Genomic DNA, 26024 nt, shown 5'->3' on the forward strand with positions numbered 1-26024 from the left:
GGCTACGCGGGCCTCCCAGAAAATTCATCACAAAAAACGAGAGCCGTCCCGGCTGATGGGTACACAGCCAACCCGGTTCGTTACCGATCAGCTATTGGCATGGCCGTTTATTGGCTTCAGTTAATGAACAGACTCAACCCGGTGTCTCCCGTAATATTCATGTGCAGGACATAAACCAGCAGCTTACTCTACGTAGAACGAAATAATACTCATACGATCTTTATATGAAGTTAATCGTTTACTCTATCCTCATTCCCGACTTACTACGCTTCCTTCGGCGAAGCGTTTCCTGGAAGTCGGGATCATCTTCATCCGAAACGCAATGGGCGTGGACCGGTCGACTTGCAATGATACTCGGCGCGCTGGTCCTGTTTTTCGTTGGTGCCGACCATAAGGCACTGGCGCAAACCGTACCCTGTAACTTCCGAACGCTGACCGTTAATAATTTTCCGAACGCTGGCGTCAGCAGCCGCACGGGCGGAATTGGTGGCATTCTGAGCGTTGGTAGCGTATCATCCACAACAGCCGTCGTGGATGCGAACTTAACCAATACGGCAACCATCAATTCCGTACTAGGCGTTGGGAGCGGTGGGCAGATTTCGGTTAATGCCAATCAGAATGGAGGAAACACTGTGTTCACGGGAGGCTCTATTGCGGGTTTCATTATTGCCAACAACAGCGCCCTCGGCACGGGCCTGCTGGCTTCTACCACCATTCGGACGTATCTGAACGGTACGCTTCAGGAATCATCCAACTCATCGTCGCTCCTGAACCTACCCCTGTCGGGTACAGGGCAGCTTGCGGTGGGGTTTGTGACGACCCGCGACTTCGACGAAGTGCAGATTCGTATTGCCAGCGTCGTTAGTCTGGTATCGAGCACGGCGGTGTATTTCCCCTTTGTTCAGTATAGCGACTTAACGGCCACAGCCAACCCCACAAACGCCAGTAGTTCAGCAGCGGCCGATGGTGCCGTGACCCTTAGCGTGTCGGGCGGCCGTTCGCCCTATACGTATCGCTGGAGTAACGGAGCCACTACGCAGAACCTAACCGGCGTAACGACGGGAACCTACAGCGTAACGGTAACGGATTTCAATGGCTGTACGACCACCGCTTCAGCGACGGTCGGCGTTCGGGTAGCTCCCTGTCCGGTTCCAGGCCAAAACGGATTTGCTTCGTTCACCTTCGGAGTACCTTCTGTTACGGCCACCGCCGGGCAAGCCGTTGGTCGAAGAGCGCGGTATACGAACGTAGCGACTATAGGTGGTCAGCAGGTAGACGTGATCGGTGAGGTATTAACGTATTCGGGTACGGCAGATGCTATTTATCCTAGATTTGATAATACGGGAACCTCGGCCCGCTACGCTATTTCCGGCACATCAACCGCCCCTAACGGGTTAACGTCAACCGTTCGCTGGTCACTAGTAAAATTGGGAACTAATATGCCCGTACCCTTTCAGGGATCCTTTACCGTTGGTGATATTGATTTTGACGGGACAACGACGGAATCGATTCTTGTCAATAAAGATGATCTGTTTTCCTACAAACTAAGTAATCCAACCTTCACATCGGTTATTTCGACGTCAGCCTCGCCGACCATCCGTTTTCAGGGAACCCAGAACCAACCAGGTACCGATGGCACAGACCAAAAGTACGCAGTGGCACTAGCTTACGTTGGCGTTTCTTCGTTTGAGATAACCTATTCAAAAGTTGGGACAAGCAACGGAACAGCTAATTTCCCATTAGATGGCCAAGGTGGTACTGTCTTTACTACATCAACCTGCGTACCTGTACTGGATACCGATGGTGATGGCGTGGCCAATGCCATTGATATAGACGACGACAATGATGGTATACTGGATGATACCGAGGGGGTGCTGGCTGATGCTGACGGTGATGGTATTGCGAATGCCCTTGATCTGGATTCAGACGGCGATGGGATTCCCGACAACATTGAAGCGCAAACCACGGCCGGATACATCGTGCCGAGTGCAACGGTTACTGCCCAGGGACTTCCTACATCCTATTCAACCACCAATGGTCTGACACCGGTTAATACGGACAGTGCCGATAACCCCGACTATCTGGATACTGATAGTGATAATGACACAAAAACCGACACCAACGAAGCGAACATAACCCTGGTCGGAAACTTTACGGGTAGCAACACAGGTACTGATGCCGATGGCGACGGTCTGAACGATAATCCTAAAACCGATACAAATACCGGCGCGTTTGGCCCCGTAAACGCAGGTATCACGAATCCGCTGACGGCTTACCCGGCGAACGGCTCACAAGTGCTCTGGCGAATAAAAGAAGGAGCCTTCACCTACGGTATTTGCGCCAATGCTACTATCACCGGTACGTTTGTCATAGGCACCCCTTCGACCGGCGTGTTGACCATTCCGATCACAACAGTCCGCGATGGGCAGATTGTCGTCGCTTCGGTAACGGGTCCGGGGTTCACGTCGATACCCGTATCGGTAACCACTACGCTGATTACCAGCCAGACGGCTCTGTCGATTCCGATTGCCTACGATGGATCGGGTCCGATTGGAACCCGGTCATTGACGGTCAGCTCTCCGCAGGGAACAGGGTCATGTTCATCGCCAGTCACGGTGATCGGTTTGGCCGACCTGACCACCTCAATTGGGCAGCCCGTCCCTTCGCTTCTGCCGGGCCGAACCAGCACGTTACCCATTAGTGTCAGTAACGTGGGCACAGCCACCTCAACGGGGCCCATCACAACCACACTGATTATACCGGATAATGTAGCGGCCCCGGCTACATTCACCAGTAATGGATTTGTCTGTGTTACGACAGGGTCGAACGTTACGTGTACCAACTCAACGACACTTACGGCTGGGTCCAGCACGACCTATGCTGTGCCGGTTACTCCCGGAGCCGCTACAGCCGGAACGTCATTGACGTTTACGCATATTGTATCCATCACATCTGAGATCAGCGTAACCAATAACATCACTACACTCACGGCACCTGTCGGCTCCACCGTAACGGCCGCGCCAGATGCGGGTACGGTCTCAGCTGGCACGGGCGGCACGGCGGTAGCCAATGTGGTCGCTAATGATGTGGTGAATGGGGTAGCCGCTACGTTAACCGGACCAGGTAACGCGACAATCTCTCAAATCGGTACCTACCCCACCGGCATTACCCTCAACCCTGCCACGGGTAGTGTGAGCGTAGCCGTGGGCACCACACCCGGCAGTTATACGGTGGGCTATCAACTCTGCGATCGACTCACACCCGCCACCTGCGCCACGGCGACAGTAACCATTACCGTTACCCCAACCATCACCGCAGCCCCAGACGCGGGTACGGTCTCGGCTGGTACGGGTGGCACAGCGGTGGCCAACGTACGGGCTAACGACATCGTCAATGGTCAACCCGCCATCTCGGCTAATTCCAGCCTGAGCCTGGTCAGCAGCGGCTCGCCAGGTATCACGCTTGACCCCACTACGGGTAGCGTCAGTGTGGCGGTGGGCACCACGCCGGGCTCATACTCGCTGGTCTACTCCCTATGCTCTACCTTGGGCACCACTACCTGCACGACCGGCCTGGTTACTATCACCGTCACGGCCTCTGTAACCGCAGCCCCAGACGCGGGTACGGTCTCGGCTGGTACGGGTGGCACAGCGGTGGCCAACGTACGGGCTAACGACATCGTCAATGGTCAACCCGCCATCTCGGCTAATTCCAGCCTGAGCCTGGTCAGCAGCGGCTCGCCAGGTATCACGCTTGACCCCACTACGGGTAGCGTCAGTGTGGCGGTGGGCACCACGCCGGGCTCATACTCGCTGGTCTACTCCCTATGCTCCACGCTAGGCACGACCACCTGCGCCACTGGGCTGGTCACCGTTACGGTCACCCCCTCTGTGGTAGCGAATGCCGATGCCGGTACGGCGAGTGCTGGAAGCGGTGGTACGGCGATAGGCAACGTAGCGGCCAATGATGTAGTGAATGGGGTAGCTGCTACGTTAGGTGGCAACGCGACGTTGGCCCAGGTTGGTACGTATCCGCCCGGTATTACTCTCAACCCTGCCACGGGCAGCATCAGCGTGGCGCAGGGAACCACACCCGGTTCATACACCGTCGCCTATCAGCTTTGCGATCAGCTCACACCGGTCACCTGTACAACCGGCTTAGCCACAATAACCGTAACGGCGTCTATACAAGCGAACCCTGACGCGGGTACAGCAAGTGCGGGCACCGGCGGTACCGCAGTCACTAACGTGGTGGCCAATGATATAGTCAATGGCGTACCGGCCACTTTAGGCATTGGGGGTAATGCGACCGTAGCCGCCGTAGGTTTCTACCCAACCGGCATCACCCTCAATACGACAACCGGCAGTATTGACGTAGCCGTAGGCACCACACCAGGCAACTATACAGTCACGTACCAGGTCTGTGATCAGCTTATACTGGCAACCTGCGCCAACGCAACGGTCGCTATCACCGTTACGCCGACCATCACGGTTATACCCGATGGAGGTAGCGCTTCGGCCGGTACGGGTGGAATAGCTGTTACCAACGTACGCGTTAACGATATTGTCAATGGTCTATTCGCCGATGCGGTCAACTCGAGCCTGAGTCTGGTCAGCAGTAGCTCCCCCGGCATCACCCTCAATACGACAACCGGCAGTGTGAGCGTCGCGCAAGGGACAACACCGGGCTCTTATTCGCTGGTCTATTCGCTGTGCTCTACGCTAGGCACGACCACCTGCGCCACTGGGCTGGTTACCGTTACAGTCACCCCTGCTGTGGTAGCGAATATCGATGCAGGTGCGAGTGGAGCGGGCATGGGTGGTACGGCCGTTGCCAACGTAGCCGCCGATGACATCGTCAATGGCCTGCCTGCTACGCTGGGACCGAATGGCAATGCAACCCTGGCCCAGGTTGGTACGTATCCGCCGGGTATTACCCTCGACCCTGCCACGGGCAGCATCAGTGTGGCGCAGGGAACCATGCCCGGAAGCTATACGGTCATTTACCAGATCTGCGATCGGCTTACGCCCGTAACCTGTGCGACTGCCTCGGTAAGCATTGAAGTAACGGCAAGCAGCGCAGCTAGTCCGGATGAGGGTGTGCTTAGCGCGGGTACGGGCGGCACCGCCGTCGCCAACGTAGCCGCCAACGACATCGTTAATGGCCTGCCTGCTACGCTGGGACCGAATGGCAATGCAACCCTGGTCCAGATTGGTACGTATCCAGTAGGCATTACGCTGAACCCCACCACGGGCAGCATCAGTGTCGCCCAGGGTACCGCACCGGGTTCCTATACCGTAGCGTATCAACTCTGCGATCGGCTTACGCCTGCTACGTGTACGTCGGCAGTCGTTTCGGTTACCGTAACCGCCCTCAGCACCGCAGGCACCGACGCAGGCAGCGCGCTGGCCACCGGTGGCGTAGCGATACCGAACGTAGCGGCAAACGATCAGGTCAACGGTCTGCCCGCGACATTGGGAATCGGTGGCAACGCGACGCTCTCTCAGATTGGCACCTACCCACCCGGCATTACGCTGGACCCCGCTACGGGCACAGTCAGCGTTGCTGCGAACACGGTACCCGGCTCCTATACAATCGCGTATCAGCTTTGTGATCGACTCACGCCCGCAACCTGTACAAACACGGTTGCCGTTATTACGGTCATCGGGTTACCGCCTGTCGCTACGCCCGACATTGCCAATACACGGCCGAACACGCCGGTAACCGGTAATGTGCTGACCAACGACACCGATCCGCAGGGTTTACCGTTAACCGCTTCGCTCGCGTCGCCACCCGCCATCGGTACGGTTACCCTTGCTCCCGACGGCAGCTACACGTATACACCCCCAACGGGATTTACGGGAACTGCGGGCTTCTGCTACGTGGTCAGTAACTCGGCCGGGCTCAGCACTACATCCTGCATCAGTATCAATGTGATTCCGGACCCGGCGCTGGGCAATGCGGCTCCTGTAGCCAATAATGATAATACGAAGACGATCCAGGATACACCTGTAACAATTGCGGTGCTGGCCAACGATACCGACCCCGATTCGGCTACGAGCCTGAGCGGTCAGTTAGCAAATCCAACGATCATCGGCCAGGTGGCACAAGGTTCGGCTCTGGTGAACGCAAACGGTACCATCACTTATACCCCACCAACTGGATTCACGGGTGTGGTCAGTTTCGGGTACCAGGTCTGCGATCGGGCAACACCTGCGCTGTGCGCCACAGCAACAGTCAGTATCAATGTAGTGGCAACTCCGCCCGCCGGAACAACCCTGGCACCGAATGCAATTGACGATGTTCTGCTGACCCGCATCAACACGCCGGGCGTAGGCACCGTCAGCGCCAACGATACCGATCCACAAGGGCTTCCGTTAACGTTCTCAACGGGGCAACCGGTTAATGGTACAGTCGTAATGTCGCCCACCGGCAGTTATACCTACACGCCCGCAGCCGGCTTTACGGGACCAGCCAGCTTTACGTATTCGGTATGCAATACCGGCGGCCGATGTACCATCGCTTCGGTGTCGGTACTGGTGCAGCCCCTGCCTCAACTGGTGGCGGTATCGCCAAAAGTGTATTTACAGGGTGCGTTGTTTGGAGTGACCGGTTCGAACCTGATGCGGGACGATCTGAGATCTCTGGGGCTGCTACCGACCAGCCAGCCCTACGCGCTGCTCAACCCGATCACCCCTGTTTCCAGCATGGCCGCCACGATGACAGCCGTCACGGGTGCTGACGCCATCGTCGACTGGGTCTTCGTAGAGCTGCGCTCAGCGGCTAACCCCGCCATCATTATCGACAGCCGGGCGGCTCTGCTTCAGCGCGATGGCGATGTTGTTGACGTTGACGGCGTATCGCCCCTGCTTTTCAGTCAATCACTAACGGGTAGTTATTATGTAGCGGTCCGTCACCGCAATCACCTGGGCGTGATGAGCCAGACCGCCTTACCGTTGTCGCCAACGGCCATCACGGTGGACTTTACCAACCCCAATACGCCGGCTTACACCACCACCAATACCAGCAGTTACACGCAGGTGACGGTTGATCAGGCGCAGGTAATTGTGGAACAGGGCGTGGCCATGTGGGCAGGCAATGTCTTTGCCGACAACAACGCCACGAGTCCACGGAACCTGATCATCTATCAGGGGTCCAACAACGATGCAAACCAGATCTATCAGCAGGTCATCAACGCACCGGGCAACGGCTTGAAGACACCGTTCTACAAGCTGCGGGGCTACACGGCTGAAGATGTGAATCTGGATGGGCAGGCCGTCTTACAGGGTACGGGCAATGATGTTGAATATATCTATCAGAACGTCGTCAAGAACCACCCCGGCAACAGCCTCCGGGTCTCGTTCTTCACCATTCGTGAACAATTACCTTAACTAAAACCGTCTGAGTAAGTCCGTAGCACAGGCTTACTCAGGCACAAAAACCCAGTGCTAATCTAAAACGCTTATAGTTATGAAGCAGTTCTTTACGTGTTTGCTTTGGGGATGCTTTCTGCTCGGAGGCCGTCTCCTACTGGCTCAGCAGTCACCAAACACAGTCGACTACCAGCTTACGTACGATGTTCCTACCGGACGATACATCGCCTGGGTCGTTCCGAATTACGCAACGCCGAATGCCAACAACCCCGGCCTCGATGAACTCGGAGGCACCGCCCAATTCACGATCAGGGTTCCTTCTTCATTTTCGATTACCAGTGTACAGGACCTGACTGGCAGTTGGGAGAAAAACCCCATCCGACTGGGGCCCGGCAATCCGAATCAGAACTGGACCAACTCAGGCCTGGACCCCAATTACAATTATTATGTGATCGGAAAAGCGCCGAACGAAGTCAACTACGGCAGGTTTACGCCCGGCAACCGGGTACCGCTCTTCGCCTTTACCGGCAATGGCTGTTTTGGCGAGATCACTCCGCTTTACCCTACGGACCCCTTTATTGACATCGCCGACGACGTTTTATCGTATAACGTAGCGAATAGCTTCTATTCCCGCTCGGGCCAGCCAGCCGGTGGTAACCAGTCGCCACTCGAACAGTTCCGCACCGTGTTCGGTCCGGCTGCCCAGTGCGCCGTACTTCAGGCCAACCCCGACAGCCAGACCCTAACGGCGGGGATACCCGTCAGCCTATCGGTGCTGGCCAACGATACACGCAACACGCAACCGGTAAGTAATACCGACGTAACTGTAAATATTGGGACGGCCCCAGCCATCGGTACGGCCGCAACCAATACAGATGGAACCATTACCTACACCCCGGCCGCCGGTTATTCAGGACCGGTTTCGTTTACGTATACAATCTGCGCACCCAGCCAGACCACAATCTGCTCATCGGCAACGGTTAGTCTGACGGTTAATGCCGTGATTGTTGCCACAACGGATCTGGCGACGACCAATGCCAATACGCCCCTGAGCCTGTCGGTACTGGCCAACGACACCCGCAACGGACTGCCCGCCAGCACCACCAACGTAACGGTCAGCGTCAGTTCACCACCCGCCAACGGCACCGCCACCGCAAATGCGGATGGTACAATCACCTTCAATCCGGCAGCAGGCTTTTCGGGTCCGGTTAGCTTCACCTATACGATCTGTGACATTGCCCAACCCGGTCGATGCTCCTCAATACCGGTAAGCCTGACCGTTAGCGCAGTGATTGCAACCAACCCCGACCAGGTAACGACTCCATCGGGCACCCCCATCAGCGTTTCGGTACTGGCTAACGATACCCGCAACGCCTTACCGGCCAGTATCACCAACGTAACGGTCAGTTTGGCCAGCCAGCCCGCCAATGCTACCGCCGTAGTAAACCTGAACGGCACCATCACCGTTACGCCCGTATACGCGTTCTACGGCGTCACCTCCTTCAGCTATACCACCTGCGACGTTGATCAGCCGGGCCAGTGTTCGACCAACACGGTTACCGTTACAGTCTTACCCAGTCAGCCCCTACCGCAGAATGACTTTGCGCAGACGTTCAGAAACGCGGGCATTTTCGGCAATGTCCTGACCAATGATCAGGAATCGGCCGGGCTTCAGCTCGGTGCGAGCACGACGCCGGTGGTCAGCCCTACCAATGGTACGGTATTGATCACCGCCACGGGCAGCTATACGTATACCCCGAACGCGAACTTCACCGGTAGCGACAGCTTTGTGTACCTGGTGTGTAACACGGCCGTTGAGTGCACCACAGCGCTGGTTACGATTGAAGTACGCGATAACGCACCCAATGCCAACGATGCGCCGATCGCTCAGAACGACAGAGCCGTGACAACGCCCAACAACGCGGTAACGATTGCCGTAAAAGCCAACGACAGCGATCCGGACGGACAGCCACTAGGCCAGCCGATTCTGGTTACTCCACCCGTGAATGGCAATGTCTCTATCAACCCCGATGGTACCATTACGTACACACCCGTGAACAGCTTTACCGGCGTCGATTCATTCGTGTATCAGGTCTGTGATAACGGCAGCCCAATTCTTTGCGATCAGGCTACCGTGACCGTAACTGTACGGCCCAATCCGGCTGTAAACCAGACGTTTGCTTTCGACGACGCCTTCAGTACGTTTACGAACGTACCAGTCAGTGGCAACGTCCTGACCAACGACCAGGATCTGGAAGGCAACACCCAGACGGTAAGCCTGTCACCGACTGTTGCCCCCGTCAATGGTACGGTAACGCTGACTTCCAGCGGAGTCTTTACGTACACGCCTGAACCCGGCTTTACCGGAACTGATTTCTTTGTTTATCAGGTCTGTGACAACGGTATGCCATCGGCCTGCGCTACGGCTACTGTCTATATCACCACCTTCCCACCCAACGGGGCCGTCGATCTGGTGGTTGGTATCAGCCAGCCCGTGCAAAGCCTGACGGCAACGCTGGTCAGCAGCCTGCCGCTCTCGGTAAGTAACGTGGGTACGGGTATTTTTGCGGGCCCGGTGTCGGTTACGCTGACGCTTCCGGCGAACGTAACGGTAGCACCAGGCTTTATCACCTCCAATGGATTTACCTGTACCGTAAGCGGACAACTGGTTACCTGCGTTAAATCGGTATCGCTGACTCCTGTCAGCAGCGAAACCCTCGCCGTTCCGATTATTGCCGGTTTGCCGACGGTAGGTCAGCCCCAGACATTTACCGTGGCTACGGTTGTACCGGCAGGTGACGTTACGCCCGCCAACAACCAGACAACGGTAACCACGATCAATGTGAACCCAGCGCCGATTGTCAGACTGTCGCCGAAAGTGTATTTACAGGGTGCGTTGTTTGGGGTGACCGGTTCGAACCTGATGCGGGACGACCTGAGATCTCTGGGGCTGTTACCGACCAGCCAGCCCTACGCGCTGCTCAACCCGATCACCCCTGTTTCCAGCATGGCCGCCACGATGACAGCCGTCACGGGTGCTGACGCCATCGTCGACTGGGTCTTCGTAGAGCTGCGCTCAGCGGCTAACCCCGCCATCATTGTCGACAGCCGGGCGGCTCTGCTCCAGCGCGATGGCGATGTTGTTGAAGTCGACGGCGTATCATCCTTAACGTTTGCGCAGGCGCTGACGGGCAACTACTACGTAGCCATTCGCCACCGCAATCATCTGGGTGTGATGAGCCAGACACCCCTGCCTCTGTCACCGACCGCGGCTACGATTGACTTCCGCAGCAGCAGTACGCCTACCTTCACCTACTCGGGCACAACCAGTTACACGGAAGTTGTCCCTAATCAGGCGCAGGTCATTGTACAGCAGGGTGTAGCCATGTGGTCGGGTAATGTCCTGCCCGATAACAACGCCACGACACCCCGCAACCTGGTCATCTACCAGGGTTCTAACAACGATGTAAACCAGGTGTATCTACGGATCATCAACTCATCGGGCAACACCCTGAAGACACCGTTCTACAAGCTGCGGGGCTATTCTATCGAAGATGTGAACCTGGATGGGCAGGTTATCTTCCAGGGCACGGGTAATGATGTTGAATACATCTACCAGAACGTCGTCAAGAATCACCCTGGCAACAGCTTCCGGCTACCGTTCTTCACGATTCGCGAGCAACTGCCCTAATCAATCCAGAGGAGTCGGCTTTTGGTCGGCTCCTCTCCTTCGTACCGATGAACGTTGAAAACAAGTAATATTATGAACCGATATGTAAGCGTACTCATTTGGGGCCTCCTGTTCCTGACCGTCAGGATAGGTTACGCACAGCAGTCAACCAACGTAGTGGATTACCAGGTCACGTATGATCAGGCTACAGACCTGTACACAGCCTGGGTTGTGCCGCAGTATAATACTCCCAATACAAACAATACAGGCGCTAACGAACGGGGCGGCACGGCTCAGTTCACCCTGAAAGTGCCAGCTTCATTTTCGATCACCGAAATCGCCGACGTGCGGGGAACGTGGGAGAAAGCGCCCCTTCGCCTGGGTCCTGGCAACCCAGGGCAGGACTGGACCGGTTCAGGACTGGACCCGACGTTGAACTACTATGTTATCGGGAAGTCGCCTTCTGAAACGAATTACGGGCCGTTTGTCAGCGGCACTCCGGTAGCTCTGTTTACCTTTCGGGGAAACGGCTGCTTCGGTCCTATCAGTCCGCTCGAGCCCGGAAACAGTTTCATTTCGCAGGCCGATCAGCGATTTTCGCTGAACGTAGCAAACAGTTTCTACTCGGTTTCCGGGCAGCCGACGGGTGGCAATCAGAATCCGCTCGAACAGTTCCGCACGGTTACCGGACCAGCCGCGCAATGCTCGGCCCTACAGGCTAACCCGGATAACCTGACTCTTACGGCTGGTGTATCCACAACGGTTTCGGTACTGGCCAACGACACCCGCAACGGACTCCCCGTCAGCAGCACCAGCGTAACGGTTACCGTCAGCACCCCCAATTCGGGTTCGGCAACGGTCAACCCAGACGGAACGATCAGCTACGTACCGGCCGCCGGGTTTTCGGGCCCGGTTAGCTTTACCTATACGATCTGCGACCTTGCTCAGCCCAGCCTGTGTTCATCGTCATCCATCAACCTGACGATCAATTCGAACGCAGTAACCCTGGTTGCTACGGCCGATCAGGCAACGACCAACACCAATACCCCCCTGACCCTTTTGGTACTGACCAACGACACTCGCAACGGTCAGCCGGCCAGCATCGCTAACGTAACGGTTAGCGTTAGCACTCCGCCCGCCAGCGGCACGGCGACGGTCAATGGCGATGGCAGCATCAGCTTCACGCCAGCCGCCGGGTTTTCGGGTCCGATTAGCTTTACGTATACAATCTGCGACATTGCCCAGCCCGGTCAGTGCGCGTCGGCACCCGTTAGTTTAACCGTAAATGCCGCCCCTGTAGTGTTGGTCGCTACGGCCGATCAGGCAACGACCAATGCCGGTACTGCCGTGAGCTTACCCGTACTGACCAACGATACTCGCAATGGGTTACCTGCCAGTACCACCAGCGTAACGGTTACCGTCAGCACCCCCAATTCGGGTTCGGCAACGGTCAACCCAAACGGAACGATCAGCTACGTACCGGCCGCCGGATTTTCGGGCCCGGTTAGCTTTACCTATACAATTTGTGATATAGCCCAACCCGGCCAGTGCGCATCAGCCGTTGTCAGCCTGACGGTTAACGCGTCGCTACAGGCTAGTCCGGATAACCAGATCCTGACGGCGGGTATACCCACAACGATTCCGGTACTGGCCAACGACACCCGCAACGGTCAGCCCATTAGCAACACCAGCGTAACAGTAACGGTCAGTGTTCCTAACGCCGGTACAGCCACCGTCAATCCGGATGGTACTGTAACGTATACTCCGGCAGCGGGCTTTACTGGGCCGATTTCGTTCACGTATACGGTATGCGATAACCTGCAACCAACGTCCTGTTCGTCGGCTCCCATCAGCCTGACGGTGCAACCAGCTGCCAACCAACCCGCCGACCTGCTCATCACCAAACAGGTAAGTCAGTCTGTAGCGACAGTCGGAACCAGCGTAAGCTTTACCATTACGGTACAGAACCTGGGGCCCGGCAGCGCGATCGGCGTAACCGTACTTGACACGCTCGCCCGCAACGGATCGGCCCTGCTGCTGGGAACTCCCACTCCGTCTAAAGGCAGCTACAATACAACAACGGGCGTCTGGACAGTCGGTAGTTTGTCGGCGAGTGAAATCGTTACGTTGGTCCTGACCGTACAGATTCAGGCGCAGGGTGTTCTGATCAATACTGCTAGTGTAACGGCTACCGGTAGTCAGGACCCTGTCGCATCCAACAACGAAGCATCCTCCTGCGCGACGGTACCCATACAGCTGTGTACGGGCGACGAATTCATCGTTACCGTTCCCGATCGCTACCAGGGCGTACAGTGGTTCCGAAACGGCAGTGCGTACGCAACGGGCAATTCAATTCTGATTACACAGGTCGGTACGTACTCGGTAACATCAACCGATGGAAGCTGCCCACTGACCGGCTGCTGCCCGATCATTGTTGAAGAAGGCAACTGCTGTGCACCTGACAAATGCGTTCCATTTGTCATCAAAAAAACTAAATCACGTCTTTGATCAAGAATAGTTATGAAACGTATCAGCTTACTTCTGCTCATCTGGATTAGTCTTGCTCCGGTCTGGTCGCAAAGCCAGGTCATGATCTCCTCCAGCGACGTTCGGTACATGGTTTCCTATGAACCAACGACCCAACTGTACACCGCCTGGGTAATTCCGAACTACAACACGCCAAACGCGAACAATCCGGAATCGGAAGACCTGGGAGCCACCGCCCAGTTTTCCCTGAAAGTACCCAAAGACTTCGTCTTGACAAACGTAGGCGATGTTCGGGGAAGCTGGGACAAAGTTCCCTACAAGCTGGCGGCTCCCGAAAGTTTCGCGTCGGCGGATGCGTCGAACTGGGCGTATTACATCATTGGTAAAACCCCACAGGAAACCAATTATGGGCCGTTTGTCAGTGGAGAGCCAGTTGCGTTGTTTACCTTTAAAGGCAAGGGCGGTAGTGCCGAACAAGTTCAGGTATTAAACATCGACGACGAGTTTGTGCAGTTCGCCGAATCGAAAATGGCCCTGAACATCCGGAGCAGTTTTTACACCCGTTCCGGCCAGCGCGCATCCACATCGGCCCACCCGCTGGAGCAGCTGAGCGGAGTAATCAAACTCGATGAAGTTCTGAAACAGAAACAATCTCAACTAGGACTAGCTCCGACGGGTGCTAACGAGGACATTGCCACCCTGTCGGTGCAGGCGTATCCAAACCCGGCTACCGATCTGATCGAGGTCAAGTATTTTAGCGCGACCGAACAGGCCGGTCTGCAACTCGAACTGCTCGACAACCAGGGTAACGTAAAACAGAATAGCGCCCTGAATGCCAAACCCGGCTTCAACTCGACCCGATTCGTGGTCTCTAATTTACCGGGCGGGGTTTATTTTGTCCGGGGCATGGTGCAGGGTCAGCGGGTTACCAAGAAGATTATCAAGCAGTAGCGAGTTGGTAGTTCATCGAGCCGAATCAGTCCAAACGCTTAAGCTTACGTGTATAAACAAAAGAAGTCCTCAGCGAGTGTTGAGGACTTCTTTTGTTTTCTCTCGATGAGATCGGCTGCTTCAGCTCCTAAACCGGTGAAGACAACGTACCACACACTACGTATGTTCGGTAAATCATGGAGCGATGCATGATTCACCGAAGCTCATCCCGCCTATTCGGCAGGCTGGTTTGCTTCTTTGCGAAGTGAATCGGCATCCCAGCCTTCTTCTACTTCACGCAGCCAGCGGTCCGTTTCGTCGGAGCTGATGAGCTGCTCTAACTCATGAATCCGTCGGCGGGCAGTGCTGAAGTATTGTTTCTGGTTGTGGCGCACGGCCCCCAGCTCAACGAGCGCTTCCTCATCGTGTCGGCGAAAAAGCCGGGCTGACCGTTCGGCATGGTACGCCCGGAAACCGAGCAGTCGCATCACATCCACCCCCGTCCGTAAGGAAGCATCTAACGTTTCCCGGTAGATATGGTCAATACCCGCATCCATGAACTCATACGCGTCGTCGCGGTCCTGCGCCCGAGCTAATATTTTCAGATGCGGAAAATGTTTCTTGATCGTTTCGACCAGCGCCAGCGATTTTTCGGGCGAGTCCAGCGCAATAACGATCAGCTTTGCCTCTTCGGCCCCCGCCGACCTGAGCAGATCATAGCGGGAGGCATCGCCGTAATACACTTTGATACCAATTTTCCGCAGCACGTCCACCCGGTCGGAGTCGAAGTCGAGTACCGTCGTGTGAATGCCGCTTGCCCGCAGAAATCGCCCGACGATGTTGCCGAACCGGTCGAAGCCCGCAATGATGACCGGATTCTTCTCTTCGATGGGATCCGACGCTTTCGCTGACTCAGGACGGGTACCAATTCGGGGCAGCAGAACGCGCTCGTTCAGCAGAAAGACAAAGGGAGTCAGGGCCATGCTGATGGCCACAACGGCGGTTAACAGGCCTGCCGTCCGCGCATCGAGTACGCCGTTTTGTAAGGTGAACGACAGCAGTACAAACGCAAATTCGCCAACCTGCGAAAGCGCCAGGGCAAACGTTACGTTCTGATCCGTGCTCAGTTTAAACCGTTTGCCTAACCCCGCCAGTACCAGCGCCTTCAGCGCCATTACGCCTACGACGAGGCCAATCACCAGCAACGGATAATCGGCAATGAGGGCGAAGTCGATCGACGCGCCGACGGAAATAAAAAACAACCCTAGCAACAGGCCGCGAAATGGATCAATATCGCTTTCCAGTTCATGCTTGTATTCGCTGTTCGCCAGAACGACCCCCGCCACGAAAGCCCCCAGCGCCGGACTGAGCCCTACGGATTCCATCAGCAGCGCTACCCCTCCGACCAACAGCAGCGCCGACGCGATAAACACCTCCCGCAAGCCCGTCCGGGCGATGGCATGGAATACTGGCCGCATGATGAATCGGCCCAATAAAACCACTACTGCCACCGCTCCAAGCACAGCCAGCGTATGCAACCAGCCCGGCAAATCGGCCAGCCAGGTCTGATGCCTATTGGCTTCGCCCGTGGCAGCTACCGGATACGTAGCCAACAGGGGCAAAACGGCCAGGATGGGAATGACGGCAACATCCTGAAACAAGAGCACCGAAAACGTACTCTGCCCGGAAGCGGTTTGCATCAACCCCTTTTCCTCCATGGTTTGCAGCACAATGGCCGTCGACGACATGGTCAGGATCATACCTACGGCTAAAGCGGCCTGCCACGGCAAACCGGCCAGCATGGCCAGGCCGCCCAGTACCAGCATGGTCAGCAGCACCTGTAAGCCACCCAGACCGACGATGGGCACCCGTAATTTCCAGAGCAGGTCAGGTTCCAGCTCAAGCCCAATCAGAAAAAGCATGATCACAACGCCAAACTCCGCTACGTGCATCACATCCTGCCCTTCTTCACCGACTAACCCCAGGGCGGCCGGCCCAATCACCATACCCGCAATCAGATAACCCAGTACAGAGCCTAAGCCCAATCGTTTGGCGATGGGCACAAAAACAACCCCGGCGGCCAGATACACCAGGGCCTGTATCAAGACAGATTCACTCATAACGTTGGCATTTCGGTTAACAGATCATTGATGTAATCAAACTGACGGGCGTATTCGGGATCAATCTCGCGGGCCGTCAGCCGTTCGAGCAGCGTCCGATATTGCCGAGTAGCCGTTTCGATACTTTCATCAGTAATTCGGTGCGTACCGTGCACCGCGAAAGGCGGCAGGTACGTCATCTTGCACAGAGTAGCCGTCTGCTCGAAGGGGGCCAGAAACTGCCGAACCGTCAAGCCATTGTAGCCCGATTCGGCGTAAGCCTCCTGCCGTCCACCCGCCGAAATAACGTTCATCAGTTTCTTACCCGTTAGTGCATTCCCATGCCGACCGTAGGCCCAGCCGTGTTCCAGCGTCAGGTCTTCCCACTGCTTAATAATAGCGGGGGCGCTGTACCAGTAAAACGGATGCTGCAGCAGGACGTATTCGTGCTCGAGCAGCAGCGCCTGCTCCCGATCAATATCAATGTCGAAATCGGGATACCGTTCATACAGGTCATTGACCGTAACGAAGGGCAGATCGCTGACGGCTTCAATCAACAGCCGGTTGACGCGTGATTTTTCCAGTGCCGGATGGGCAAATTGTATTAATACGTTGGGCATATTATGGGTTCTACGGTTCGTGTAAATCGGGCTAGACGGCTGGTAAACGCCAGGGGTTGTGGTAATGCGCCTTAACCAGCGCGTTGGCCTGCGCATCATCGGCTACGGTGCTGGTTGCGGCATTCCAGTGCAGCTTACGACCCAGCCGATAGGCCATGTTTCCCAACTGGGCACAAACGGCCACATCGCGACCGATCTCGGCCGAACAATTAGGTTGTTGGCGACTGCGGACACACTCAATAAAGTTGCGCGTGTGGTTGTCCAGATCACGGCCGTCGTTACGTTGAACGGGCATAGCGGGTGTCAGGTACTTTCCTCCTTCTACTTCGGGCAACACCTCCCACTTACCCCGGTCAATGACCAGGGTACCCAGGTTGCCGATGAACGCTACGCCATGTTCGCGGTCATAAGGCCCACGACCCGTTCCCAGCGATTGTTCCCAAAGTAAGCTAAAATTACCGAAATCGTACACCGTCTGCATAGTATCGGGAGTTTCGCTGGCATGATCGGGGAAGCCAAATTTACCGCCCGCTGCCACAACGGATTTAGGCGCGTTGACCTGCATACCCGCCAGCACCATGTCGATCATGTGGGCACCCCAGTCGGTCATCAGCCCACCGGCATAATCCCAGAAATACCGAAAACTCCCGTGGAAGCGATTGCGGTTAAACGGCCGATGGGGTGCCGGTCCCAGCCACATATCGTAGTCGACACCGGCGGGTACGGGCTCATCGGCCACCACGGGAAACGTTTTGCCGTAGGGCATAAACGCCCAGGCTTTCGCCGACCGAATGGTGCCCAGTTTTCCCGACCGGACGTACTCAAGCGCTTCAGTCCAGTGTTTGCCACTCCGCTGCCACTGCCCGACCTGCACCACTCGCTTGTACTTCCGGGCGGCCTCCACGATCAGGTTACATTCTTCGATGCTGTTGGCCAGGGGCTTTTCGACGTATACATCTTTACCGGCCTGACAGGCCACCACGGTAGGCAAACAATGCCAGTGGTCGGGCGTACCGACGATCACCGCGTGGATATCTTTATTTTCGAGCAGTTTGCGGAAGTCGGCGTACAGCAGCGGCTTTTGTCCGGTCGATTTCTCCAGTTCAGCGGCTCGTCGGTTTAGAACGTTGCTGTCTACGTCGCACAGGGCCAGGCAGCGAACGCCGGGGGTTTTGAGCATGGAGGTTAAGTCGGCCCAGCCCATGCTGTTGCAGCCGATCAGCGCGATATTGACCGTATCTGCCGCATTGGTAGAGGTTTCCGCTCGCGCCACCGGAACAGCGTGGGACAAGCCAACACCCGCGGCCAGGCGGGTCGATTGGGTCAGGAATTGGCGTCTTGAGGTAGGCATACGTTCAGTGCTTAGGAGGTTGGCTCAGGTAACAATTCAGTACGTATCTCCCGAGTAGGCAGTAAGTTACGCGTATGCGGTTACTACCCCAACATGTTTCGCTCAGAAAAATGACTTGTTAAAACAGAAACAGCAGTTCATGACATGACCTTGGAAGATAGTTGACCTGATCGCCCTGCAACCATAACCAGAAACTATTCATCTACTGGCTAAAACAGAGGTACTGTTTGATCAACGCTAAATGTTACTACGATGAACCGTTTTATGCCTTACCTACTTGTTACCGTTCTTTTTAGCTCGTGTTCTTATACCAAAAACTGGCAGGGCTCTTCAACACCGCAGCGTACGCAAGCGGATTTTAATGAACTGACCGGAAAACAAGTATCTACGCTCCACGTACCGAGCAACAACGTCTATCTAGCTTATCAATTCAGTGAACCCAATGGCCACTTAGAAGCGACGCTAGAATCTTCTTCTGAGTTACTGTTTAATAAAGCCATTGAAACCGCGGAGACTGGCTCTATCCATTTACTGAATCAGAAAGGAACAGAGTACACCGTCTCTCTGAAAGGTCGCCGGGCTTCTGGAAAATTTGATGTCAAATTTGTTTCTGTTTCCCAGTAAACGAGTTCGATTTACAAAGTAGGTCCAATTCAGGCAGTAGTACTTAGGCGCAGAATCTCGCCAGTTAACCGCTGTATACCCCTTTTATCCGTTTATTCCCTGAGATGCTTGGGGGATCGCTAGCTTTAAGCCTAAATCAACTAAATGATGACGTCGCTACTCACTTCCTGCTCCTACGATCAACTTACCTTAGAACAGCTATCTGATAGTCAACTTCTGGCTAAACGGACCAGGGTCCGGCAACTGGGAGCCGTTATGCTGCTACTGCTGGTGCTGGTTGTGAGTATGGCTTTTGTGCTCGAATCGTATCTGGTAGCCATTACCAGCTGGGCCATGATTCCGGCTCTGGAGGAATATAACAAGAAGCGAAAAGCGCTCAATAACCAGCTGCAAAAACGAAACATCAAACGAAACATCAGCTGACCGATAAGCCTGGTATAAAGCAGAACAAGCCCGGATAAACGTGAGTGTTTATCCGGGCTTGTTTTTTTGAGTGATCTATTCCTGAATTAGTTAAGATGAAACTATAGCGTTTTTGTCATTCTGACCAAAGGAGATTCATTCTCAAGTCAGAACGGTAAACTCACGCACAAAGTGAAATTATAAACAGCCTCATACTTGAGCGATTTATGCCAATACCTTGCGGCATACCTCTACGCACTTCTTCACTTCGGCAACGGCGTTGGAGCCCTGCGGAATCTGATACTCCAGCTCGACGGTGGCCGGGAAGGTGTATTTCTGTTCCCGCATCAGGTTCAAAACGTCGGTTAAGGGCGTATCGCCCTGCCCCCACGGCAGGTTGCCCTTGCCATGTGCCGGTGTCTGGCGGTCTTTGATGTGCATACTGGCAATGCGCGTGTGTTTTTGCCGGATTAACCCCAGTGGATCGGGCTGACCAGCGGCTACGTAGTGACCTAAATCAAAATTCATCGCGTTGCCCGGTGACTGTGCCAGCGCCGTATCCCAGAAGGTAGGCGTTTGCTGCTCATGGCCGTGGTAGCCCACACGCAACCCGTGTTTCTGTGCCATTTGCCCCAGCTTGAGCGTATGCGCATCGTTGGCGGGGTGTTCGAGTGTAACCTGGTTTGCTCCCAAGATTTTGGCAGCCCGCATTCCATACTCAATATCAGCGTCGGTGTTCTGCATACCAAATGCATCGGGCTTGAATCCGTAGATCGTTACGCCCGCCTGGTTATACATCTTGCGCACCTGCTCAAACTTGGCCGTGGGTGCCGAGAGCCGCCATTTGGCCACTTCGGCCCGGTAGGCTTTCATCTGTGCATCGGCTTCAGCCAGCGTTTTCTGCTCGTCTTCGGTAAGCGTCTGGTTTTCGCGTCGCTTCCGCATCAGCGGGAACAGCGACCGCATGTCGACGGTGTTCTTCGGTGCCCCCGCGAATGATTCGGCGGGTCCGCCCATCAACTCAATGGCACTAATACCGCTATCCAGGACGTATTGCAGGGTAGCCTCGGCACTCTGGTCGGGCATATCGCGGAACGAATACGTAATAACGCCAATCTGCACCCCATTAATCAGAGAATTGGGCTTGTTCAGGTTTCGGATAATGGCGGGGGCACCAAACAGCTTGTTCGTACCGGCTACCGCAGTGGCTGCCAGCACCGCCGATGCGCCCAGAAACTGGCGACGGGTTTGTTGGTCTTTCATGTTCATAGTTGTTAGGGAAAAAGAATTGTCATTGGTACGTAGCTGGCCGCCAAGTGACTAGCTACGTACCAATGACCCGATTAATTCTGAGCGAATACTTTCAATTGCCGCATTGACCAGGGTATAGATTCGCTGCCGCCGGTTAAGCTTTCGTTCAGTCGTATCTTCATAAATCGTGATTTAGGCGCATTGACTGAGACAACGTTGTCACCCTCACTTCCTTTTACATCCGCCATCACTTCCTGCCAGTGCTGCCCATCCGACGACACTTCAATGGTGTAAGCACGCGGATACGCCTGAATATAAGGCGGGGGTACCGTGGGCGCGTTCGGATCACGTCGCCAGCCGGGCTTGATCGTTTGCGGAGCGGTGAAATGAAGCTCGGCCACTTTCACATCCTGGGGAAACTCGATCTGGTACCACATCCCTTTTTCCTGACGGCCACCGGTTGACCAGCCTTCGTAGGTGAAGGCACTCGAGGGCGACGCGTTGCCGCCGATGCGGGTAGAGTTTGTGTGGCTGGCCGTTACCTTCAGGGTTTGCGGCTGCAACTCAAACGGCGTTAACTTAGCCAGCTGCGCGTATTGATAGGGTCCTTTCTGACTGGCCGTTTTCTCGCGAATTTTTGCCACCTGCTGCGCCGAAACCAGCGATGCGTCGTTCGACAATCCATTCCGGACATAAGACAGCACATCGGCTACCCATTCGTCGGACTGTTCTTTCATGCTGGCCATCAGGCCACCGGCATACGTCTTTCCTTCGATTGAGCCCTCCAGTCCGTGCAGGATTACGCGTACGGCATACTCCGGATGCGACTGAATGTGCTGCGACCCTGCCAGGGCAGGTGCCAGCAGCCGACCATCGCCCGCCGGGGTACCCATACCGTTATTACCGTGACATTGTGAGCATAACTCGTTATAGATCAACGCGCCACGTTCAATCATCGCTTTCTGATTGGCTGCCAGTTCAGGAGCGCCGAATGGTCCCATGTTACGGGGTTTGGGTGGGGTCAGAATTTGTTCGCCAACCAGCTTCACGCCCGCAGCTTTATTACTCGCCATCGCCGATTTGATGCCCGTTTCCATATCGGGCAGTTTCAAAAATTTGGCCGAAAGCATCGCCTGAATCTGTACGTCGGTATCCGAATCGGCTAAGGCCCGGCTGAAATCAGCTTCCAGCGCTTTATCGCCGGTTTTGTAAAGCGTTTCGCCCGCCCGGAGAGCCTGTATGCGGATACGGGGATTGGCATCCTTCAACAGCTTCTGCACGACATCTGCTTTCAGAGCCCCCAGCCCTTCGAGCGTCCACAGGGCATGCATCCGGGCGAGTGGATTTTGATTGGTGAGCGCCATAGCGGTCAGTTGTGGCACTACCGATAAATCCTTGCGTTGTACCATCACCTGCTGAGCCGCATCGCGCCACCAGCCGTTGGGGTGTTCCAGGTGTTTCACCAGAGCGGCCGTTTTGTCGGTGTACATTGTCGGCCGAGCTTTGTTCCGTTCCTTGCCTTCGTACGTAATGCGCCAGATGCGGCCCAACCCCACGACTTTATCTAGTTGATACTGTTCGATTTTGGTCCGCAGGTACGTTCCTTTTTGCGTCCACTGCCCCTCCTGAATAATGCCGTGGTACATATCCGTGATGTACAGGGTACCATCGGGAGCCGTCGTCATGTCGACGGGCCGAAACAGCGGATCGGTCGAACGCAGAAACTCGGACTGCTTATCCTGGTAGACGTTATGCAGTGTCGTGAGTCCTTCGGTTACAACGGGGTTGATCTGACGAACAATGCGAGCTACGGGCTCACCGTAAAAATACTGACCTTTCAGTTCGGCGGGTAAGCGATCTCCCCGGTACACGTCGTTCCCAGCGGAACCGGTTACGCGTTTGAGTGATCCATCGGGCTGGCGAACTTCGTCCATGCCGCCCTGCATGTCGGCCAGTTTAACGGCAGCGCCCCACGGTACGTCGAAGCCCTGCGCAAACTCGTTCGGTACGTCGAAATTGCCGTAGTGAATCGGAAACTGGAAATACGATGGCAAGCCGCTGGCTCCACCCTGGAACCATAATTTCCCGTTATCGTCGTGAGTAACGCCCCACTGCGCCCGGTTAAAGCCGGTTTTCTCCCGAATGACCCCATTGGGCGTTTCCCGAACCCGGAACGCATTGACGGTGCTGTACAGCCAGTTGTCCATGCCCCAGTACATGAATGCCTGCTGGTGCTCTACGTTGCCCGACCGACCGTATTTATTGGTAAAAAACTCTTTTTTATCGGCCTTACCGTCGCCATTGGTGTCGGTGTATTTATAGACGTTATCGGCATCCGACTCCATCGTCAGAATGCAGTCTTTACCGTAAGGCAGCACAAAGCGCGGAAAAACCAGGTTATCGACAAAGGTCGTTCCGGTTTCGTAGACGCCGTCGTTGTTTTTATCCTCCCAGCGTGAAATCCGGCTGGTTGGCATCAACTCGTTTTTCGAATCGGCGTCCAGCATGTAGGTCCTCAGTTCCAGCACGTACATCCTACCGTTTCCATCGAAGGAGATAGCCGCTGGCTGCTGGATCGCGGGCTCGGTCAGAATGGGCTCGATTTTGTAGCCTGGCGGCAGCAGAAATTGCTTGGCTTCCTCCGCTGGCGACAGGGGCTGCACAGGCGCTTTAGGCTCCAGATCAATGCCTTTCCAATCGGGATCATCGGGATTGGCATTTTCGGGTAGTTTAACCCTGGGAAGAGTATCAGCCGCAAAAAAATGCTGTTGCAGCCGAATTTGTTGGATTGGGTTCGAGCCAATAAACGACGACAGCGCTCCTGCGCAAAGAGCGACTGCCAGACCGGTGGTACGTAAAGATTTCAGCATACTATCAAAACCTGAAAAGGTTGATTTATACTGATCTAAATCATATTGATTCGCCGTAAAGCACAACAAAAATCCCCTTGGCCGACTACCTCCGACGCTGGCTACAGTACGTATCGTTCTGGAAATGCAATTAGTCAGTACTCAGCGACTCAGGGCCGCTCGACAATGAGCGGCAGCGTAACCACAAATTGCCCGTCGCTTTCCCGAATGATGGGGGCAGGCTGGTTCAGCATCCGGTATTTAGCGAAAATATTGGTCAGACCAACGCCGTTGGACGCAACCCGTACGGTCTTGCGCTGCAGGTTGTTGCGAACCTGCAACCGGGACTGCCCGTCGGTAGAGATGGCAATGCACAGCGGTTGCTCGGGCAAAACGATGTTGTGCTTCACCGCATTCTCGACCAGCAGTTGCAGCGTCAGCGGAGGCAGTTGATACGTCTGAAGCCGGTCGTCTACCGCAATTGCCAGACTCAACCCGTCGCCGTGGCGGGTTTTGAGCAAATGAAAATACGAGTGAATAAAATCGAGTTCGGTGCCCAGATCGGTCAGATGCTGATCGTTGGAACGCAGCAGATAGCGGTAGACGGTGCTTAATTCCTCCAGAAACACGCGGGCCTGCGCCGGGTCGTCTTCAATCAGCGAGTCGAGTACGTTCAGGCTGTTGAACAGAAAATGCGGATTGACCTGCTGCTTGAGGGCATCGAGCTGACTTTGCAGACTGGCCGTTCGCAGCTTTTCCTGCTCATGTTCGGCTTCCTTCAGTCGTTTCTGGTATTTGCGCGTGCGCTGGATAAAGAACAGTACTTCGTAAATACTCTGAAAGAAGATAAAGACCAGCGCCGACTGCAACAGATCGAACCCGTACAGATTGAGCGAAAACGTGTAGTTATTGATGGTAATACTGGCGGCAGCAGACCGAAAATTGGCCAGTGAACCGTAGCGAAGAAAATACCACAGCACATGCGTCCCCTGCATAATCAGCGAAGAGACCAGACTACCCGTCAGAAACGTAAGCAGCAACCGCTTGACCGTATCCTGCTTACTGAAATATTTCTGCCGGAAAAACAGAATCAAGAACCGGATGAAGTGCCAGGTGATGGTGATCGACCCCAGCAGGATAGCCATTCGGATCAGCTGGCCAGATGACCATGGCTGGTCCAGCAGACCACTGGTTAGCAGGCTGAGCAGCCACAGTCCACCAATACCAATACTACGTATCCAACGATCGTTCAGCGTTGCCAAGGTTAGCCGGTTCATATCTAGTCAGTAAATATAGCCAGCAACGGTCAAATCTGTGTATGCACTTGAATTTGAGCTGACTACTGCTCGGCTTTCGTAGACGACCAGCCCAACAAACTGAAACGGAATGAACGTTGGCAGCTCCCCTACTTAGCCGGGTCACATACAGGATTTCCTTTATCAAATACAATCCGCCAGGTGTTGGGAGCCTCTAGTCGCCAGATAGACGAAAAGGTGCCGACGACTTTACCCGTTGGATCGCGGACCGGACCCGTACTCAGAGCGAGTTTACCCGACTCCAGCACTTCTACCTGCTCGGGCTCCCACGAAAACGGCGCTTCTGCCGACTCGTAAAACGGTTTCCATGACTGCGCTACCTGGTTTTTTCCGTGGAGGGGTTTAGGGCCGGAAAAGAAAACGGCTTCTTCGGACAGGAACGTACTGAATGCCGCGTGATTCCGGTCGGCCATGGTTTTCGCAAAGGCCCGCTCGGTATCGGCAACCTGTTTTTTGAGGTCAGCCAGGGACGGGTTCTGGGCATTGATTTGCCATGAAACCAGCGCTAGCAGGCCGAAGAGCGCATAGGTAAGTACGTTGTTTTTCATGTAAGTGCTTAACGGTTTATGGTTCGAAAGTTTCCCGGTAACATACCGGAATCTCATCAAAGCTATACAGGCCCCATCAGCAACGCCAGCTAGATAAGCCAGACACACACGTTTAATGATTAAGTCGGGTATTTCGCTGTATAAACCGTAAGTCGGCTTATAGTCGAAAAGGCAGCTCAACTTCGTTAGCTTTTCTTGTCAGGTTTGGGAAACACCTGATGGCTACTCGCCCATTGCTGCCATTGCGTTTTTAGTTGGTTTACTTTCTGCGGGTGATAGCTCGCCAGGTTTTTTGTTTCGGCCTTGTCGGTCGCCAGGTTAAACAGTTGCCAGGTACTGTCGCGGCTGGATGATACCAGTTTCCAATCGCCAGACCGGACGTAACGAGCGCCGTAGTGTTCATTAAACAACAACTCGTGTCTCCCGATGCTTCACCCCGGAAAGAGGACACCAAACTTACACCCGTGGCTGGAGTAACGGTACGTCTTTTATGCATGTTGGGAT

At 55.1% G+C, this 26024-nt stretch carries 14 protein-coding genes; 6 read left to right on the top strand and 8 right to left on the bottom strand.

The annotated features are described in order from the left end of the window. Positions 1-224 precede the first annotated feature (224 nt). From ACYVBJ_RS02655 to ACYVBJ_RS02670, 4 genes are all read left to right on the top strand, one after another. Complete coding sequence (locus tag ACYVBJ_RS02655) at positions 225-7391, top strand: beta strand repeat-containing protein (protein ID WP_460980753.1); 7167 nt, start codon at positions 225-227, stop codon at positions 7389-7391. 79 nt (positions 7392-7470) lie between these two features. After that, positions 7471-11064 (top strand): Ig-like domain-containing protein, encoded by a 3594-nt coding sequence (locus ACYVBJ_RS02660; protein WP_460980754.1) that lies wholly within the window; start codon positions 7471-7473, stop codon positions 11062-11064. 72 nt (positions 11065-11136) lie between these two features. Then, positions 11137-13551 (top strand): Ig-like domain-containing protein, encoded by a 2415-nt coding sequence (locus ACYVBJ_RS02665; RefSeq protein WP_460980755.1) that lies wholly within the window; start codon positions 11137-11139, stop codon positions 13549-13551. Between the two features lie 12 nt (positions 13552-13563). Beyond that, a complete protein-coding gene (locus ACYVBJ_RS02670; protein ID WP_460980756.1) occupies positions 13564-14481 on the top strand; it encodes a T9SS type A sorting domain-containing protein in 918 nt (305 codons plus the stop codon). Positions 14482-14693: 212 nt separating this feature from the next. Here ACYVBJ_RS02670 and ACYVBJ_RS02675 read toward each other — a convergent pair whose 3' ends face one another. The 3 genes from ACYVBJ_RS02675 to ACYVBJ_RS02685 are packed head-to-tail and all read right to left on the bottom strand — an operon-like array spanning position 14694 to position 18530. Continuing rightward, the gene (locus ACYVBJ_RS02675) at positions 14694-16580 is read right to left on the bottom strand and encodes a monovalent cation:proton antiporter-2 (CPA2) family protein (protein WP_460980757.1); all 1887 of its coding nucleotides are present in this window, start codon (positions 16578-16580) and stop codon (positions 14694-14696) included. Next, entirely contained in the window at positions 16577-17179 is a 603-nt protein-coding gene (gene kefF / locus ACYVBJ_RS02680) for a glutathione-regulated potassium-efflux system oxidoreductase KefF (protein ID WP_460980758.1), read from the bottom strand. Before kefF ends, ACYVBJ_RS02675 begins: the two co-directional genes overlap by 4 nt. 31 nt (positions 17180-17210) lie before the next feature. Beyond that, a complete protein-coding gene (locus tag ACYVBJ_RS02685; RefSeq protein ID WP_460980759.1) occupies positions 17211-18530 on the bottom strand; it encodes a Gfo/Idh/MocA family protein in 1320 nt (439 codons plus the stop codon). Positions 18531-18782: 252 nt separating this feature from the next. Here ACYVBJ_RS02685 and ACYVBJ_RS02690 point away from each other — a divergent pair, with 252 nt between their 5' ends. Further along, positions 18783-19154, top strand: a complete 372-nt coding sequence (locus ACYVBJ_RS02690) for a hypothetical protein (protein WP_460980760.1) — start codon at positions 18783-18785, stop codon at positions 19152-19154. A 144-nt stretch (positions 19155-19298) separates the two neighbouring features. Continuing rightward, positions 19299-19577, top strand: coding sequence for a hypothetical protein (locus ACYVBJ_RS02695; RefSeq protein ID WP_460980761.1), 279 nt, complete (start codon positions 19299-19301; stop codon positions 19575-19577). A 204-nt stretch (positions 19578-19781) separates the two neighbouring features. Here the strand turns inward: ACYVBJ_RS02695 and ACYVBJ_RS02700 are convergent, their stop codons facing one another. The 5 genes from ACYVBJ_RS02700 to ACYVBJ_RS02720 all read right to left on the bottom strand — a co-directional run bounded on the left by ACYVBJ_RS02700 (position 19782) and on the right by ACYVBJ_RS02720 (position 25930). Continuing rightward, a complete protein-coding gene (locus tag ACYVBJ_RS02700; protein ID WP_460980762.1) occupies positions 19782-20819 on the bottom strand; it encodes a sugar phosphate isomerase/epimerase family protein in 1038 nt (345 codons plus the stop codon). A gap of 80 nt (positions 20820-20899) precedes the next feature. Next, positions 20900-23677 carry a DUF7133 domain-containing protein gene (locus tag ACYVBJ_RS02705; protein ID WP_460980763.1) on the bottom strand — a complete coding sequence of 926 codons (2778 nt, stop codon included), beginning with the start codon at positions 23675-23677 and terminating at the stop codon, positions 20900-20902. A gap of 149 nt (positions 23678-23826) precedes the next feature. Then, entirely contained in the window at positions 23827-24933 is a 1107-nt protein-coding gene (locus ACYVBJ_RS02710) for a sensor histidine kinase (protein WP_460980764.1), read from the bottom strand. A 128-nt stretch (positions 24934-25061) separates the two neighbouring features. Further along, positions 25062-25520 (bottom strand): YybH family protein, encoded by a 459-nt coding sequence (locus tag ACYVBJ_RS02715; RefSeq protein ID WP_460980765.1) that lies wholly within the window; start codon positions 25518-25520, stop codon positions 25062-25064. A gap of 185 nt (positions 25521-25705) precedes the next feature. Then, positions 25706-25930: a hypothetical protein gene (locus ACYVBJ_RS02720; RefSeq protein ID WP_460980766.1), complete on the bottom strand. Its 225-nt coding sequence runs from the start codon at positions 25928-25930 to the stop codon at positions 25706-25708. Positions 25931-26024: the final 94 nt, after the last annotated feature.

The organism is Spirosoma fluminis, from assembly GCF_054778895.1.